The organism is Clostridiales bacterium (assembly GCA_017569285.1).
Classification (GTDB): Bacteria; Bacillota; Clostridia; order Christensenellales; family Aristaeellaceae; genus Aristaeella.
Genome location: CP069419.1, coordinates 257249 through 273999 on the forward strand (window position 1 = coordinate 257249; position 16751 = coordinate 273999).

Annotated in this window: 12 protein-coding genes; all 12 read left to right on the forward strand. The window is 56.1% G+C overall.

The annotated features are described in order from the left end of the window. Positions 1-12: 12 nt before the first annotated feature. The 12 genes from JNO48_01225 (at position 13) to proC (ending at position 16748) form a co-directional block, all read left to right on the forward strand. Positions 13-1524 (forward strand): phosphomannomutase/phosphoglucomutase, encoded by a 1512-nt coding sequence (locus JNO48_01225; protein ID QTE68565.1) that lies wholly within the window; start codon positions 13-15, stop codon positions 1522-1524. A 178-nt stretch (positions 1525-1702) separates the two neighbouring features. Beyond that, the gene (ylqF, locus tag JNO48_01230) at positions 1703-2536 is read left to right on the forward strand and encodes a ribosome biogenesis GTPase YlqF (GenBank protein ID QTE68566.1); all 834 of its coding nucleotides are present in this window, start codon (positions 1703-1705) and stop codon (positions 2534-2536) included. Beyond that, complete coding sequence (locus JNO48_01235) at positions 2533-3144, forward strand: ribonuclease HII (protein ID QTE68567.1); 612 nt, start codon at positions 2533-2535, stop codon at positions 3142-3144. The genes ylqF and JNO48_01235 overlap by 4 nt, the downstream gene beginning before the upstream one ends. After that, positions 3141-3509 (forward strand): YraN family protein, encoded by a 369-nt coding sequence (locus tag JNO48_01240; protein ID QTE68568.1) that lies wholly within the window; start codon positions 3141-3143, stop codon positions 3507-3509. Before JNO48_01235 ends, JNO48_01240 begins: the two co-directional genes overlap by 4 nt. A 22-nt stretch (positions 3510-3531) precedes the next feature. Then, entirely contained in the window at positions 3532-7749 is a 4218-nt protein-coding gene (locus JNO48_01245; protein ID QTE68569.1) for a phospholipid carrier-dependent glycosyltransferase, read from the forward strand. A 28-nt stretch (positions 7750-7777) separates the two neighbouring features. Next, positions 7778-9316: a YifB family Mg chelatase-like AAA ATPase gene (locus tag JNO48_01250; protein ID QTE69648.1), complete on the forward strand. Its 1539-nt coding sequence runs from the start codon at positions 7778-7780 to the stop codon at positions 9314-9316. 6 nt (positions 9317-9322) lie between these two features. Then, complete coding sequence (gene dprA / locus JNO48_01255) at positions 9323-10441, forward strand: DNA-processing protein DprA (GenBank protein ID QTE68570.1); 1119 nt, start codon at positions 9323-9325, stop codon at positions 10439-10441. Positions 10442-10468: 27 nt separating this feature from the next. Continuing rightward, positions 10469-12592 carry a type I DNA topoisomerase gene (gene topA / locus JNO48_01260; protein QTE68571.1) on the forward strand — a complete coding sequence of 708 codons (2124 nt, stop codon included), beginning with the start codon at positions 10469-10471 and terminating at the stop codon, positions 12590-12592. After that, positions 12585-13895, forward strand: a complete 1311-nt coding sequence (gene trmFO, locus JNO48_01265; GenBank protein ID QTE68572.1) for a methylenetetrahydrofolate--tRNA-(uracil(54)-C(5))-methyltransferase (FADH(2)-oxidizing) TrmFO — start codon at positions 12585-12587, stop codon at positions 13893-13895. The genes topA and trmFO overlap by 8 nt, the downstream gene beginning before the upstream one ends. Before the next feature lie 13 nt (positions 13896-13908). Beyond that, positions 13909-14448 (forward strand): ATP-dependent protease subunit HslV, encoded by a 540-nt coding sequence (hslV, locus tag JNO48_01270; GenBank protein ID QTE68573.1) that lies wholly within the window; start codon positions 13909-13911, stop codon positions 14446-14448. Between the two features lie 16 nt (positions 14449-14464). Next, a complete protein-coding gene (gene hslU / locus JNO48_01275; GenBank protein ID QTE68574.1) occupies positions 14465-15835 on the forward strand; it encodes an ATP-dependent protease ATPase subunit HslU in 1371 nt (456 codons plus the stop codon). A 100-nt stretch (positions 15836-15935) separates the two neighbouring features. Further along, positions 15936-16748 (forward strand): pyrroline-5-carboxylate reductase, encoded by an 813-nt coding sequence (gene proC, locus JNO48_01280; GenBank protein ID QTE68575.1) that lies wholly within the window; start codon positions 15936-15938, stop codon positions 16746-16748. The last annotated feature ends 3 nt before the right edge of the window (positions 16749-16751 follow it).

The following is a 16751-nucleotide window of genomic DNA, read 5'->3' on the forward strand; positions in this document are numbered from 1 at the left end:
GAGGCGATTGTTATGACAGACTGGTTGTCTTTGAAAAGCGGTTCTGATGTCCGGGGAACAGCCGTGGGCGACAACGCCGCACTGACCACGGATATCGCACAGGCACTGGGTATGGCATTTGCTCAATGGGTGGCTGCCAAAAAAAGCAAACCTGCTTCGGCACTGAAAATCGCCGTCGGCCGGGACAGCCGCATCACCGGCCCCGCCCTCCTGCAGGCCGTTTCAGACGGCATCTGCCGTTCCGGTGCTTCCGTAGCCGACTTCGGTATGTGCACCACTCCGGCCATGTATATGTCCACCATTACCCCGGGATTTGAAGCAGACGGCGCAGTGATGATTACTGCCAGCCACCATCCCTGGGATAAAAACGGGCTGAAGTTCTTCACATCTGAAGGCGGACTGGAAAGCAAGGATGTGGAATCTCTGCTTCGGGTTGCCCGGGACCTGCGGCCGGAGGATGCCGAACCTGCCGGTTCGGTCCAGCCGGAGGAATTCCTTCCTGTGTACCAGCGCCAGCTGGCAGACCGGATCCGAAGCGGGCTGGGCACTGATGCGGACAAACCGCTTGCCGGGCTTCATGTGGTGGTGGATGCCGGAAACGGAGCCGGCGGCTTTTATGCAGACATGCTCCAGTCCCTGGGCGCCAATACCGCCGGAAGCCAGTTCCTGAATCCGGATGGGATTTTCCCGAACCATATTCCAAATCCGGAAAATGCTCAGGCAATTGCTTCACTCCGTTCTGCCGTACTCCGCGCCGGCGCAGATCTCGGTGTAATCTTTGATACCGACTGCGACCGGGCTGCGGTTGTGGACGCCGACGGAAAAGAAATCAACCGGAACCGCCTGATCGCGCTGATCAGCGCCATCCTGCTGGAGCAGAATCCCCGCCAGGTGATCGTGACGGACTCGGTCACATCGTCCGGCCTCAGTCTCTTTATCCGCCGGAAGGGCGGGGAACACTACCGCTTCAAGCGCGGTTACCGGAATGTGATTGATGAAGCGATCCGGCTGAACCGGGAAGGTTCCGACTGTCCTCTGGCCATTGAGACCAGCGGTCACGCTGCCCTGCGGGAAAACCATTTCCTGGATGACGGAATGTACCTGGTGACGGTTCTTATCGTGACCGCCATGCAGATGAAGCAGCAGGGGAAAAACCTCGGCAGCCTGATTGCAGACCTGAAAGAACCGGCAGAAAGCACCGAGATCCGGCTCAATATTACGGATCCGGACTTCCGCCCGCGCGGCCAGGAGGCCATTCAGCGAATCCTCGACCATGCTGAAATTACGGACGGGTGGCATATCGCACCGGATAACCGGGAAGGGGTCCGGATCAGTTTTGATCTGGGCGGTGTTCCGGATTCTGCCTGGTTCCTGCTCCGGCTGAGCGTTCATGACCCGGTGCTTCCGCTGAATGCGGAAAGTGATATCCCGGGAGGTATCAAGACCATGCTGGCTGCTCTTGCCGAGGTACTGGACGGAACACCGGGAATTGATATGACCCCTCTCTATGCTGTTATCCGTTAACCGGATGCTGCCTTTCAGCGGCGGAAAGCTTACGCTTTCCGCCGCTTTTTTCCTTCTATGTTCGCTTGACGCAATATTGTTCATGGGATAATATAATGAAGGAATTTTTTCGGAGAAGGGCAGGCACCCGTTTTTTATGAGTATTTCTGAGCAACCAATTAACTGGTACCCGGGGCACATGGCCAAAACCAGGCGTCTTCTGCAGGATCAGCTGAAACGGGTCGACCTGGTGATTGAAGTCTGTGATGCCCGTCTTCCTTTTTCCAGCCGGAATCCGGAGCTGCTCCGTATGACAGCCGGAAAGCGGCGGATTCTGCTGCTGAACAAGGCAGATCTGGCTGATCCGGAAGCGACCCGCAGATGGGTTCGTTTTTTCCAGGCCCGGGGCGAAACCGCCTATCCCGTCCACGCCATTTCCCTGAAGTCCAAGGAGCTTCTCGGTACCATTGACCGTTCTGTACGCGACGTTGTTGAAACCGCAGAAGAAAAGGGGATCCGGAAAACAATTCGCGTGATGGTGATCGGCGTTCCGAACGTCGGCAAAAGCACGCTCATCAACCGGCTCCGCGGAACCAGTATCGCAAAAACCGGCGACCGTCCCGGCGTGACCAAAGGCAACCAATGGATTCATGTAGCACCCTACCTGGACCTGATGGACACTCCCGGTATGCTGTGGCCCCGGCTGGATGATCAGCTCGCTGCCCGCAGGCTTTGCTATATCGGTTCCGTAAAGGACGATGTCGTTGATATTTACGCGCTGGCCATCTCGCTGCTGGAGGACCTGAAAGCCAGCTGTCCGGAAACATTATCCGTCCGGTTCCACGTGGAAGACCTGAACGTGGAAAATGTGGAACTCCTCGATGCCGTCTGCCGCGGAAGGGGATGGCTGCTCCGGGGCGGCCGTTTTGACTATGACCGCTGCTGCAATGTGGTACTCGATGAGTTCCGCAGCGGAAAGCTCGGCAAAATCACCCTTGAACTTCCCGATGCACAGACAGGAGAAGCTTTATGATCGACAGGAAAGCACACGCACTGGAACTGCAGGCCTTTGATTCACAATACCGTTCCGGTAGCCTGGTCATCGCCGGAATGGATGAAGTCGGGCGCGGACCGCTGGCCGGAAATGTTGTGACCGCCTGTGTGGTGATTCCGGAAAGCCCGCTGATTGAGTGGATTGATGACAGCAAAAAGCTGAGTGAAAGCCGGCGGGAAAAAGTTTACGACCAGATTATGGCCAATGCCCTGTATGTCGGTATCGGCCAGGTCAGTCCGGAGGAAATCGACCGGATCAACATCCTGCAGGCCACAAAAAAAGCCATGCGTATGGCCGCGGACTCCGTTCCCGCTGATATTTTCCTGATCGACGCGGTCACCGGACTGGGGCTGAAGGGCAGGGAAGTCGCCGTAATTCATGGGGATGCCTTCTCATACAGTATTGCTGCCGCAAGCATTGTCGCCAAGGTGGTCCGGGACCGGCAGCTGCAGGAGCTGGATGCCCTGTATCCCGAGTACGGATTCGCCCGCAACAAGGGATACGGCACCCGGGAGCATATCGAAGCGCTCCGGAAGTACGGTCCATGCCCGGAGCACAGAAGAAGCTTTATCGGTAATTTTGTATGAAGCAAACCTATGAAACCGGCCTGCAGGGTGAAAATACCGCCGAGGCCTATCTTCATGACCGGCTGGGGATGATTTGCCTCGAACGCCGGTACAGAACCCATTGCGGCGAAATCGACCTGATTATGCTCGACCGGGATACAGTCGTTTTCGTTGAAGTCAAAACCCGACTGACCGGACCGCCCGGCCAGGGACTGATGTCCGTTACGGAAGATAAACAAAAGCGGATATCCCGGGCGGCTGTCCTCTATCTTCAGAAAAACCGCCGTCTGAACAGTCCCGTCCGGTTTGATGTGATTGAGATTCGTCCGGATTCCGTCCGGCACATTCCGAACGCATTCCAGCCGGGCAGTATGTTTTACCGCTAAAGAGGAAAGGAATGTCCTGTCCATGAAATATACCCGCATCCCGAAGCGCCTGCTCATTCTGCTGGTTCTGATTCTTGCCGGCGTTTTTGCCGTCTGCATCTCTGCGTCCGGTGAGGAAAACCCGGATGACAGCAATCTGATCTGGAACAGCGGTTTTGAACTGCTGGAGGATGAGAACCTTCCGGATGGCTGGTATACCGATGCCTGGTACAGTCAGATCGGTTATACTGAATATCGTGTCATCCAGGATGAAGACCCGGAACGCGGCCAGGTTTTCGAAATCCGGAATAACGCCCCGAATGATGCCCGGATTGCACAGGTTGTCGATGTGGATCCCGATACCGTATACTGCCTGAGCGGCTATATCCGCGCCCAGGGTATTGAAGGCGGACGCGGTGCGAACCTGAGCATCGAGGGACTTTATGCTTTTTCGGAAGACTTTGCTGACACCGAAGGCGAATGGCGTTATGTGGAATACTACGGCGAAACCGGTCCCGACCAGACCTGGGTCACGATCTATGCCCGGGTCGGCGGCTACGGGGACCTCGGTACCGGCACTGCATGCTTTGATGATATCCGCCTGACCGCCGTGGATTCCATCCCGGATGACGTTATTGCCGACCGCTGGTATTCTGTTCAGGATACCGGCCGGGAGACTGCTGATGATGAGGAGCCCGAATCCCGGAAAGCCTGGCCTCTGCTGACAGCCGGCGGCCTGCTGTGGTGTATCCTGCTCATCTGCGCGGTAATGCTGTATGCAATGCGTCCGCATTCTCTCCAGGGAACCGCCGGACTGCAGAAACGGACCGATTCATGGAGTTTGGGGCTGATCCTGCTGATATCCCTGGCACTTCGGTTGTTCATCAGCGCCAGTGTTGAGGGGTATCAGGTGGATGTCAACTGCTTCCTCAGCTGGGGCGGAACCATGGCTGCCCATGGTCCTTTGGATTTTTACCGGGTGACCGGTTTCTGCGATTACCCGCCGCTGTACACCTATATCCTTGGGCTGAATTCATGGATTTCCACCCAGACAGGAGCATCCTCCGCCTGGACGAATGTTATTTTCCGGCTTATTCCGAACCTGTGCGATCTTGCGCTCTGCTGGCTGCTCTTTGCTTACATGCGCTGCCAGCATCCGGAACACAGCCGCTTCTTCATTGTGCTTTTCGCGCTGCTGGCCTTCAATCCGCTCCTGATTCTGAACAGCGCCGCCTGGGGCCAGATGGACAGTGTCCTGTGCCTGATGATGGTGCTGGTTGTCCTGTGCGCAGTTAAAAACAAATGGACGGCAGCACTTCCGATATACGCGCTCAGCGTACTTGTCAAACCCCAGGCGCTGATGCTCGGCTTTCTCGGACTGGCAGCAATCATTTTCACCTGGATCCGGCAGAAGGAGACCCGGAAGTCCATCCTTGCCGGAATCCTGATCTCCATTGCCGTTCTCATTGCCGGAATCCTCCCGTTTGGGCTCCGCCAGCCCTTCGGATGGCTGTTCAACCAGTACCGTGAGACCTTGGCATCCTACCCCTATGCCACACTGAACACCGCGAATATCTATTATCTTTTCGGTGCCAACTGGACCCGGCTGGAAAACACCGCCCATATTGCCGTTCCGCTTCTTTTCGCTTTCTCTTCCCTTGTTTTTGCAGTCCTGTGGACATGGAAACACCGGGATGTCCGTTTCTGGGGAATCGAGGCCACAGCCGCCGGATGCCTGTCGGTCGGATTTATTGTATGCGCAGTCTGCGGCGCCCCATGGACTTATCCCGGTATCGGTGCCATGGCGTTCGCTTTCCTGATCACCATTTCCCTGTTTATCCGCAAATCGGATATCCGTTTCCTTCCGTATCTGGGCGCCCTGCTGTTTATCCTGCTCTATGTATTCGGCATCAAGATGCATGAACGGTATCTGCTTCCCGCAGTTTTCCTGCTGGCCTGCGCCTATGCGGTCCAGAGGGACCGCCGGATCCTCTGGGTTCTGGCGTTGTTCACCTTCACTGTTTTTATCAACGAAGGAATCGTTCTGGACAACAGCATTCGTCTCGGATCAGAATCCGGCCATCTGCTTTCGGATACCACCGCACTGGCAGACGGGCTCAGTATCCTGAATATTCTCGGATCCGTCTATGCCGTCCTGCTCGGTTACCGGATGCTTCAGGGATCTGATGCAGACTGGTCTGCTGCTGAGCCGTCCATCCTTCCGGATACCCATCCGGTTCCTTCCAGGACCCCGCTGGATTACCATCCGGACCGGAAGCTGCACTGGAACCGGAAAGATACCATCATTCTCACTGTGGTTACACTTCTTTACAGCCTGGTCAGCCTGACAACGCTCGGAAGTACAAAAGCCCCGCAGAACGGATGGTCCTCCTCCGGCATCAACGAGGAAATCGTCTTTGACCTCGGGCAGCCCCATGATGATATTCGGGTCCTCTATTTCGGCCAGGTCAGTATGTTTGATTTTTCCCTGTCTGACAGCACGGACGGAGAGACATGGTCCGAAGACCGTCCCGCCTTTATGGCCGAGGGAGAGTGCTGGAAATGGAAGTATGCGATCCGCCCGTTTGAGGATGCGGACGGAAATCTGAAATACTATAACAACGAATCCAATATCGTCCATTTCCGGGGCCGTTATATCCGCCTGAAGGCTGAACAGATCGGCCTGAAACTGAACGAAATCATCTTCCGTGACCCGGAAGGGAATGCCATTCCGGCTACGGTCGCTTCCCATACCGGAGCTGAACCGGAATCCATGCTGTATTCCGATCCCTCCGCCCTGCTGGATGAGCCGGACACCCTGGAAGCGACACCTGTCCTGTTCGGAAGCAGCACGGGCGAACCCCAGCCGTCCTGGTGGAACAGCACCTATTTTGATGAGATCTACCATGCACGTACCGGATTTGAATTCACACAGGGAACTGTTCCCTATGAAACGAGCCATCCGCCTCTCGGGAAAGTATTTATCAGCTGGTGTATCACCCTGTTCGGCATGACGCCGTTCGGATGGCGCTTTGCCGGTGCGCTGGCGGGAATCCTGATGCTGCCGGGAATCTATCTGCTGACAAAGCAGCTGACCAAAAAAACACTTCCGGCTGCCGTTGTATGCGTCCTGATGTCCCTGGACTGTATGCACCTGACCCAGACCCAGATTGCGACAATCGACAGTTATCCGGTCCTGTTTATCATTTTTGCCTATTTCTTTATGCTGCGTTATATGCAGACGGATCTTGCCAGGGAACCGTTCCGCCATGCATTGGTTCCGCTGGCGTTCAGCGGCCTTTTCATGGGGCTGTCCATCGCCAGCAAATGGATCGGAATCTATGCCGGCGCCGGCCTGGCTGTGCTGTATGCCTGGCACGGAATCCGCCATATCCGGCTGCGCGCTGAGGCGGACCGCCTCCTTCAGTCCGCCGGTCTTTCTGAAGAACAGGCTGCGGAACTGCTTCCGTACAGCAGTTCCCGCAACCGGATTGTTTCCCGCCTGATCCGTATTTCCCTGTGGTGTGTTCTGTTCTTCATTGCTGTTCCGATTGCCATCTATCTGCTCAGCTATATTCCGTATATGGCATACAATACGCGGATCCACTCCCTGTGGGACTATCTTTCCGCTGTATGGCAGTCCCAGGTGGGAATGTTCCGGTATCACAGCAAACCCGGACTGGGCATGGATCATTATTACTACTCTCCCTGGTATGAATGGCCTGTTATCTATAGGCCGATGTATTATGCGATGGAGGAGTTTGTACCTTATTCATCGCCAGTCCATCACAGCATTTTCAGTTTCGGCAACCCCGCCGTCTGGTTTGGCGGGCTGTTCACCCTGCTGGTATGCCTGCTCTGCTGGCTGTCCCGCAGACGGTATATCCGTTCCGATGCGGATTACCTTTCCGGACTTCCTGTCATCCGCTGGCACTTTACTGCTCCGACATATGATGTCCGGTACGGGTTCCTGTTCATCGGGCTCCTGGCCCAGTATCTTCCATGGGTGCTGGTACCAAGAGGCACATATATCTATCATTACTTTGCCAGCATTCCGTTCCTTCTGGTTTCCATCGGGCTCTGCCTGGCTGCCATTCCCGGCCGGATGAAAGCATTCCGGGGGATTGCCGCAGTCCTGTCCTGTGTCCTGGCGGCCGCCGGCTTTATCATTTTCTTCCCGTACGCGAGCGGGATTATGGTTCCGCGGGAATGGCTGGATATCGGCGGAAAGATCCTGACCGTCAGCTATCCGGGTATGTAACGGAGGAACGAAGATGAGTAAACAGGCAATGGCGAAAACCCTGAGCTTCGGCGTCAGCGGTGTCAACGGGTTTCCCGTGCAGGTAGAAGTCTTCTGTGTGGACGGTATGCCGATGATGGAGATCATCGGCCTTCCGGATACGGCTGTCCGTGAAAGCAAGAACCGGATCAATGCCGCAATCATCAGCAGCGGCGTGGAGCTTCCTGTCAACCGAGTCACCTTTAACCTTGCACCTGCGGATATCCGGAAAGAGGGGCCATCCTTCGATCTCCCCATGGCCGTCGGTTTACTGATCGCTTCCGGAAACCTGTTCCCCCGGGATGATTTTGATCCGGACAGCACTGCGTTCTTCGGGGAGCTCGGCCTGGATGGCTGTATCCGCCGTGTGAACGGCGTGCTTCCCATGGTAATCAGTGCGAAAGAGAATGGGGTAAAAGAGGTCATCCTGCCCGCCGGGAATGCCCGGGAAGCTGCCTGCATTGAAGGTCTTCGGGTTATTCCGGTTTCCCATCTTTGTGAAGTCATCCACTATCTGGACGGAACAGAGGACATTACCCCGGAGACCCCGGTTGCCTTTGAGCAGCTGAAGCGCGAGGCGGTATGTGCAGTCGATATGGCCCAGATCCGCGGGCAGTCCGCTGCCCGCAGAGCCCTTGAGGTTGCCGCCGCAGGCGGCCATAACCTGATTATGATCGGTGTTCCCGGGAGCGGAAAAACCATGCTGGCACGGTGTGTTCCCGGGATTCTGCCCCCGATGACTTTTGAGGAATCCCTGGAAACCACACGGATCCATTCCATCAGCGGACGCCTGCCGGCCGGCAGCGGCCTGATGGTCACCCGGCCATTCTGCGCCCCGCATCACAGCGCGTCTGTTGCCTCGCTGATCGGCGGGGGACAGGATGCGCGCCCCGGGGAAGTTTCCCTGGCGCATAACGGCGTCCTGTTTCTGGATGAACTCCCTGAATTCAGCCGGAGCGCGCTGGAAGCCCTCCGCCAGCCTCTTGAAGACGGCATTGTCTCGGTTTCACGGGTGAAACGCCAGGCTCAGTATCAGTCCTCCTTCATGCTGATCGCTGCAATGAATCCATGCCCCTGCGGCTATTACGGCAGCTCCCAGCGTGCATGCCGTTGCACACCTCCGGAAATCCGACGGTATCTCGACCGGGTTTCCGGTCCGCTCCTGGATCGGATCGATATTCAGATTGAGGTGGATTCTGTTCCGGTCAGCGCTATCACCGGCAGCACGGCTGCTGAATCATCTGCCGCAGTTGCCGCAAGGGTGGCGGCTGCCCGTTCAATGCAGTATGAACGTTACAGAGGAACCTCCCTTTTCTGCAATGCCCAGCTGGACAGCAGTTCCGTCCGCAGGTTCTGCGTTCCGGACGCAGAAGGCTCCCGTCTTCTGCACGCTGCGGCTGATTCCATGCACATGAGCATGCGGGCTTATCACCGGATTCTGAAGGTTGCCCGAACAATTGCGGACCTGGCCGGTGAGGGAACAATCTCCTCCGCCCATATTGCCGAAGCCGTTCAGTACCGGGAACTGGACCAGAAATACTGGAGATAACGACAGATGATGAATGATGCCGCCATTGAAACCGCATACCTGGCATGGATTGCGGACCAGCAGATTCCGGCAGATGTGCTGCTGGCGGTTATCCGGGAGTACCGGACCGGAGAGGCTGTTTTCCATGCAGTCACAGAAGGCGACCCGCATCTCGATGAAATGATCCGTCCCGATGTGATCAGCCGGATGAGAGCTTCCGGAACCCGTGAGAACCTCCGCCGGCTGTATGACCTGACCGTTCAGCACCGGATCCTGTCCGTAACCGCCGTGAATGACTCTTTTCCGGCTGTTCTGTCCGAAATTCCGGATCCTGTTTCCATTCTTTTCTACCGGGGAGATCTTTCCTGCCTGCAAAAGCGGAAAATCGCGATGGTCGGATCCCGGCATGCTTCCTATGCGGGGCTGAAGGCAGCAGAGACCATTGCCCGGGAACTGAGCAGCAGCGGGATTGCCGTCATCAGCGGATTCGCAAACGGGATTGATACGGCCTGCCATGAAGGCTGCCTGAAAGGCGGGGCGCCGACCATTGCCGTTCTCGGCTGCGGACTGGATCAGTCTTACCCGGCTGCCAACAGCGGTCTCCGGAAGCGGCTGCTGGAAAACGGCGGACTGCTGATCAGCGAGTTTTCTCCCGGCCAGCCGCCCCTGTCATACCATTTCCCATACCGCAACCGGATCATCTCCGGGCTGGGGGATGCGGTCATCCTGATGGAGGCCCGGATCAGGAGCGGAAGCCTGGTAACCGTCAGCCATGCGCTGAACCAGGGAAAGGAAGTTTTTGTCTATCCGGGCGACCCCTCATCCCCGTATTCGGAAGGAAACCGACAGCTTCTGAGGGAGGGCGCCACCTATTTCACCACTGCCCGCGATATCCTGGCCGATATGAATTGGCTTGACAATCCGCCGGATGAAGTGCACAATAGCGATTGCTCCGTACTCTCAAAGGCGCGGACAGGAACGGAGACAGCCGTGCTGAACTGCCTTCTGCCCGGTCCCCGGAGTTTTGACCAGCTTTCTGACGCATGCGGGCTTCCGCCCGCCGAACTGCTCAGTGTTCTGACAATGCTGCAGATCCGCGGAATGGTTGAATCCGTTCCCGGAAAAAAATATCAGATCATTCAATAAAACCTATTTGATTCGGAGGAATCACGGATGGCAACGGCAAAACAGAAACTGATTATTGTGGAATCTCCCGCCAAGGCAAAGACAATCGGGCGGTACCTGGGAAAGGGATATAAAGTGGAAGCCTCCCAGGGGCATGTATGCGACCTGCCCAAAAGCCAGCTGGGTGTGGATCCCGATCATGACTTTGATCTGAAATATATCACAATCCGCGGCCGCGGAGATATCCTGAGCCGTATCCGCAAGGAAGCCAAAAACGCTTCCCAGATCTATTTCGCGACAGACCCTGACCGCGAAGGGGAAGCCATCAGCTGGCACCTTTACCATGTCCTGGGTGTCGATGAAAACAAGGCCTGCCGGATTGAATTCAATGAAGTGACAAAGAAAGCCGTCCAGGCTGCCATCAAGCATCCCCGCCAGCTGGATATGGGACGCATTGACGCCCAGCAGGCCCGCCGGGCTCTGGACCGGCTGGTCGGTTACAAAATCAGCCCGCTTCTCTGGGCAAAAGTCAAAAAGGGATTGTCTGCCGGCCGTGTACAGAGTGTCGCGACGCGGATGGTTGTGGACCGTGAAAATGAGATCAACGCTTTCATTCCCGAGGAATACTGGGATATTTCCGCAAAATGCGCCATCCGCACCGGAAAGAAAGACCAGCTGTTCACCGCACGCCTTGCGACCGTGGACGGGAGCAAAGTCCAGGTCCACAATGAGGAACAGGCTTCCGAAATCAGAAAGCTGATTGAGAAGGACAGCTTTATCATTTCCGATGTAAAAACCAAGGAAAAGAAAAGAATGCCGGCGCCGCCGTTCACCACTTCCAGCCTGCAGCAGGAAGCCGGCCGCAAGCTGAGCTTCACCACTTCCAGAACCATGCAGGTTGTACAGCAGCTGTATGAGGGCATTGACCTGGAAGGCGAGGGAACCCAGGGCCTTGTAACCTACATTCGTACCGACAGCGTCCGTATCAGCGATGACGCCCTGGATGCCGTCCGTGCCTTTATCCCGGTGAAGTATGGGCCTGAATACCTTCCGGAAGAAAAGAATGAATTCAAAGGCCGTAAAAATGCGCAGGATGCCCATGAGGCCATCCGGCCGACCGATGTGACCCGGACACCGGAATCCATCAAGGCATCCCTGAACCGGGAACAATTCATGCTGTACCGGCTGATTTACAACCGTTTTGTTGCCAGCCAGATGGCGCCAGCGGCCTATCAGACCATGACTGCCGAGATTTCCGGCAAGCGGATCGGCCTGCGCTTCTATGGCGAGCATAAAACATTTGCCGGTTTCACTGCCCTTTACGAAGAAGGAACCGACGATGCCGTCAATTCCGTGGAAATGACTCTTCCGGTGCTGGAAAGCGGCCTGAAAGTCACAATCCAGGATATCATCAGCGACCAGCACTTTACCCAGCCGCCGAGCCGCTATACGGAAGCCAGCCTGGTCCGGACGCTGGAAGAGAATGGAATCGGCCGTCCGTCCACATATGCGCCGACGATCTCCACCATCATCTCCCGCGGCTATGTTTCCCGGGAGAAAAAGCGCCTGTATCCGACTGAGCTTGGCATCATGGTTACCGATATGATGGAAAAGTATTTTGCCGAGATCGTGGATACGGAATTTACCGCCAATATGGAGACCCGGCTGGACCAGGTCGAAGAGGGAAATGCCGACTGGAAACAGATTCTTCGTGAATTCTATCCGGGTTTCCAGAAAACGCTGGCGGTCGCCGAAAAGGAAATTGAAAAGATTGAAGTCAAGGACGAAGTCAGCGATGTCCCCTGTGACCAGTGCGGTGCAATGATGGTCTACAAGATGGGGCGTTTCGGGAAATTCCTGGCCTGCCCGAATTTCCCGGACTGCCGGAATACCAAACCCCTGCTGACATATATTGATGCCTCCTGCCCGAAGTGCGGGAAACGCCTGCTGGAAAAAATCAGCCGAAAAAGCCGCAAGTTCTATGGCTGCGAAGGATATCCGGAATGCGATTTTGTCAGCTGGGACAAACCGGTTTCCGAGAAATGCCCGCAATGCGGATCCTATATGGTGGAAAAGCGAAATAACCGCGGGGAACTGATTCATCTTTGTTCCAATGAGAACTGCCGCTTCAAAACAGTGGTCAGTGAAGCAGAGGGCGATCTGAATGAGTGAGCTTCATGCCACGGTGATCGGCGCCGGGCTTGCCGGCAGTGAAGCAGCCTGGCAGCTTGTCCGGAAAGGGATTCCGGTTACAATTGTTGAAATGAAGCCGGTGCAGCAAACCCCGGCGCACCATACGGAATACTTTGCGGAACTGGTATGTTCCAACAGTTTCCGCGGAAGCCGCCTGTCCAGTGCCGTCGGTCTCCTCAAAGAGGAAATGCGGTGCATGGGCTCCCTGATCATGCAGTGCGCGGATGACAACCAGGTACCGGCCGGTGACGCGCTGGCTGTGGACCGGGAAGGTTTTTCCCGCCAGGTAACAGAAACCCTTCTCCGTCATCCGCTTGTCACCCTGGAGAAGCGGGAAGCATCTGAAATTCCGGACGGTCCTGTCATCATTGCCACCGGTCCACTGACCAGTCCGGTTATGGCGGATGCCATCCAGTCCCTCCCGGGCCTGGATACCCTGAATTTCTACGATGCTGCCGCTCCGATCGTCCTTCGGGAATCCCTGGATGAAAGCAGGATGTTCCGTCTCAGCCGCTACGGGCGGGGAGACGATTACCTGAACTGTCCGTTTACCGAAGAGGAATACAACCGGTTTATTGACGCGCTGCTGACAGCCGAAACAGCGGAAGTCCACGGTTTTGAGGAAACCCGGGTATTTGAAGGCTGTATGCCGATTGAAAGCATGGCCCGCCGCGGACGAATGGTACCGGCCTTCGGACCGATGAAGCCCGTCGGCCTCCGGGATCCGCGGACCGGAAAAGAACCTTTTGCCGTGGTTCAGCTCCGGCAGGATGACGCCGGGGAAACCATGTACAATATTGTCGGATTCCAGACACGCCTGAAATTCGGGGAACAGAAGCGGGTATTCGGCCTGATTCCCGGACTGGAAAACGCGGTGTTCTCCCGTTACGGTGTCATGCACCGGAATACTTTCCTGAAAAGCCCCGGATTCCTGAACAGCCGTTTTGAAATGATCCACCGGCCGATGTGCTATTTTGCCGGCCAGATGACCGGTGTGGAAGGATATGTGGAAAGCGCCGCCAGCGGGCTTGTTGCCGGCCGCTCCCTTGCCGACCAGCTGCTGGGCCGGGAACCGCTTGAACTGCCCGGATTCACCGCTCTCGGCGCCATGGGACGATATGTTTCCACACCGAATTCCAGCTTCCAGCCGATGAACTGTACATTCGGCCTGATTGATCCGCTTCCCGTGATCCCCGGGGCAAAGAAAATCCGCGACAAAAAAGAACGATACGAAGCCATTTCCGACAGAGCGCTCCGGTATATCCGGAGTATTGACCAGTAAACGGAGGAATAAAATGAGCAGCGTTTTCAAGGGAACTACCATCTGTGCCGTCCGCAAAAACGGGCAGATCGCCATCGCAGGCGACGGTCAGGTCACCATGGGGGAGAATACAATCTTTAAAACCTCCGCCAAAAAAGTCCGCCGCTTGTTCAATGGACAGGTTGTTGCCGGATTTGCCGGCAGCGTAGCCGATGCTTTCACGCTTTGTGAAAAATTCGAGGAAAAGCTGCAGCAGTGCAGCGGCAACCTGGAAAAGGCAGCTGTCCAGCTGGCTCAGACCTGGCGCGGCGATCAGGCTATGCGCCATCTTGAATCCATGCTGATCGTGGCAGATCATGACCATCTGCTGATCCTCAGCGGTACCGGTGAGGTGATTGATCCGGATGAGGGCATTGCCGCGATCGGATCCGGCGGAAATTACGCCCTGGCTGCTGCCCGGGCGCTGGTGCAGAACACTGATCTTTCCGCCGCTGAAATTGCGGAAAAATCGCTCCGGATCGCAGCCAGCATCTGTGTCTTTACAAATGACCATATCATTGTCGAAACGCTGTAAAAGCGAAGGAGGCAGTATGAACCAGCAGCTTACCCCCCGCCAGATTGTCCATGAGCTGGACCGTTTTATTGTCGGCCAGGATGAAGCCAAGAAGGCGGTCGCAATCGCCCTGCGGAACAGATACCGCAGAAGCCGTGTGGAAGAATCCCTCCGGGATGAAATCATACCGAAGAATATCCTGATGATCGGCCCGACAGGCGTCGGCAAAACCGAAATTGCCCGCCGGCTTGCCAAGCTGGTTAACGCGCCGTTTATCAAAGTGGAAGCAACCAAGTTTACCGAAGTCGGCTATGTCGGCCGTGATGTGGAAAGCATTATCCGCGATCTGACGGAGAATGCCGTACGCCTCGTGCAGAAGGAGCATAAGGAACGCGTCCTCCCGAGAGCCCGTGTGCTGGCTGAAGAACGCCTTTCCGAACTGCTTGCCCATCCGCCGAAAAAAAGCAATGCAGGCAATCCGCTTGATTTCCTGCTTGGCCGTCAGAAGGAATCCCAGCCGACTGACGAGGAAGCGGTTGCGCTGGCCCGAAAAAAAGAGGAAATCCGCCAGCAGCTGATGCGGGGAGAAATCGAAGACCTGGAACTGGACCTTGAGGTGGAGGAGGAAGCCCCGACGCTGGAAGTCGGCGGCAGCAGCATCAGCCTTGGAGACATGATGGGGAATATGATGCCCAAGCGCACCCGCATCCGCCATGTGAAGGTCCGTGAAGCCCGCAAGATCATCACCGACCAGGAAGCCTCCCGCCTGATTGACAATGACGCTGTACAGGAAGAGGCAATCTCCCGGACGGAACAGAACGGTATCGTCTTTATTGATGAAATTGACAAGATCGCCGGCAGCAATGGCGGACACGGCCCGGATGTCAGCCGGGAAGGCGTACAGCGGGATATCCTGCCGATCGTTGAAGGCTGTACCGTCAACACCAAATACGGCGCTGTCAAAACCGATTTCATGCTGTTTATCGCCGCCGGCGCCTTCCATGTCAGCAAGGTGTCCGACCTGATTCCCGAACTGCAGGGACGTTTCCCGGTGCATGTCCATCTCCAGAGTCTCTCAAAGGAAGACTTCCGCCAGATCCTGACCACACCGGAAAACGCGCTGACAAAGCAGTACAAAGCGCTGCTGGAAGTGGACCGTGTGCTGCTGACATTTGACGAATCCGCGATTGATGCGATCGCAACCGCTGCCTGCAACGCCAATGACAACTCCGAGGATATCGGCGCCCGCCGGCTGCATGCGATCTTCGAGCAGCTCCTGGAGGATGTCTCCTTCAATGCCGGGGATGAAAACATGCCGCCCTTTGAGCTGAAAATCGACGGCGATTATGTCAACGCCCACCTGAAGGGTGAAAACAAACCAATGGATATCAAAAAATACATTCTTTAAATCCTGAAAACACTGTCCGGAGCTTTCCAGACAGTGTTTCTCATGTTATAATGGACCATCAGAAGCCGGGAGACCGTTCCCGGCACGGGAGGAAAGTCACATGATTCAGCAAATCGGCATGATCGGTACGGGCAATATGGGCTCCGCCATTCTCCGCGGCATTGTGGAAGCAAGATATATCCGTTCATCCATGATCACCGCATTTGACGCGAGCAGCAAGCGGATGCGTGAACTGGAAGAAGATATTCCGGGCGTCTGCCTGGCCGCCGACTGCCGGGAGGTTGCTGAGAAATCCGACCTGATTATCCTGGCGGTCAAACCGATCTACGTCCAGGAAGTCATTGATGAAATCCATCCGTACGTCAACGGAAAATCTGTGCTGAGTATTGCGGCCGGCTGGACAGTCAGCATGCTTTCCAAGGCCCTGGAAAACTCCGGAGCGGCTTACATGCGCGTGATGCCGAACACACCGGCCCTGGTGGGGGAAGGCATGACCGCCCTCTGTGATGATTCCACTTTCTCCCGCGAAGACTTTGATTACGTCAAGGGCATTTTTGATTCCATCGGCAAGACGAGAATCCTGCCCGAACGCCTGTTTGACGGTGTGACCGCCATCAGCGGCAGCAGTCCCGCCTATGTATATATGATGATTGAAGCCATGGCAGATGCGGGCGTGCGGGAAGGCCTTCCGCGCGTTTATGCATACGAAATGGCCGCACAAAGCGTACTGGGAAGCGCCCTGATGGTATTGTCTTCCGGCACCCATCCCGCCGCGCTGAAGGATGCTGTCTGCTCTCCCGGCGGAACGACAATCGAAGCCGTGGAGGAACTGGAGCGCAAGGGATTCCGCGCGGCCATCATGGACGCCATGAAAGCATGTGCCGAAAAAAGCCGGGAATTGTCCAAATCGTAACGG

Coding starts and splice junctions, on each gene's coding strand:
- JNO48_01225 (QTE68565.1), top strand. CDS start 13: ATGACAGACTGGTTGTCTTTGAAAAGCGGTTCTGATGTCCGGGGAACA.
- ylqF (QTE68566.1), top strand. CDS start 1,703: ATGGCCAAAACCAGGCGTCTTCTGCAGGATCAGCTGAAACGGGTCGAC.
- JNO48_01235 (QTE68567.1), top strand. CDS start 2,533: ATGATCGACAGGAAAGCACACGCACTGGAACTGCAGGCCTTTGATTCA.
- JNO48_01240 (QTE68568.1), top strand. CDS start 3,141: ATGAAGCAAACCTATGAAACCGGCCTGCAGGGTGAAAATACCGCCGAG.
- JNO48_01245 (QTE68569.1), top strand. CDS start 3,532: ATGAAATATACCCGCATCCCGAAGCGCCTGCTCATTCTGCTGGTTCTG.
- JNO48_01250 (QTE69648.1), top strand. CDS start 7,778: ATGGCGAAAACCCTGAGCTTCGGCGTCAGCGGTGTCAACGGGTTTCCC.
- dprA (QTE68570.1), top strand. CDS start 9,323: ATGATGAATGATGCCGCCATTGAAACCGCATACCTGGCATGGATTGCG.
- topA (QTE68571.1), top strand. CDS start 10,469: ATGGCAACGGCAAAACAGAAACTGATTATTGTGGAATCTCCCGCCAAG.
- trmFO (QTE68572.1), top strand. CDS start 12,585: ATGAGTGAGCTTCATGCCACGGTGATCGGCGCCGGGCTTGCCGGCAGT.
- hslV (QTE68573.1), top strand. CDS start 13,909: ATGAGCAGCGTTTTCAAGGGAACTACCATCTGTGCCGTCCGCAAAAAC.
- hslU (QTE68574.1), top strand. CDS start 14,465: ATGAACCAGCAGCTTACCCCCCGCCAGATTGTCCATGAGCTGGACCGT.
- proC (QTE68575.1), top strand. CDS start 15,936: ATGATTCAGCAAATCGGCATGATCGGTACGGGCAATATGGGCTCCGCC.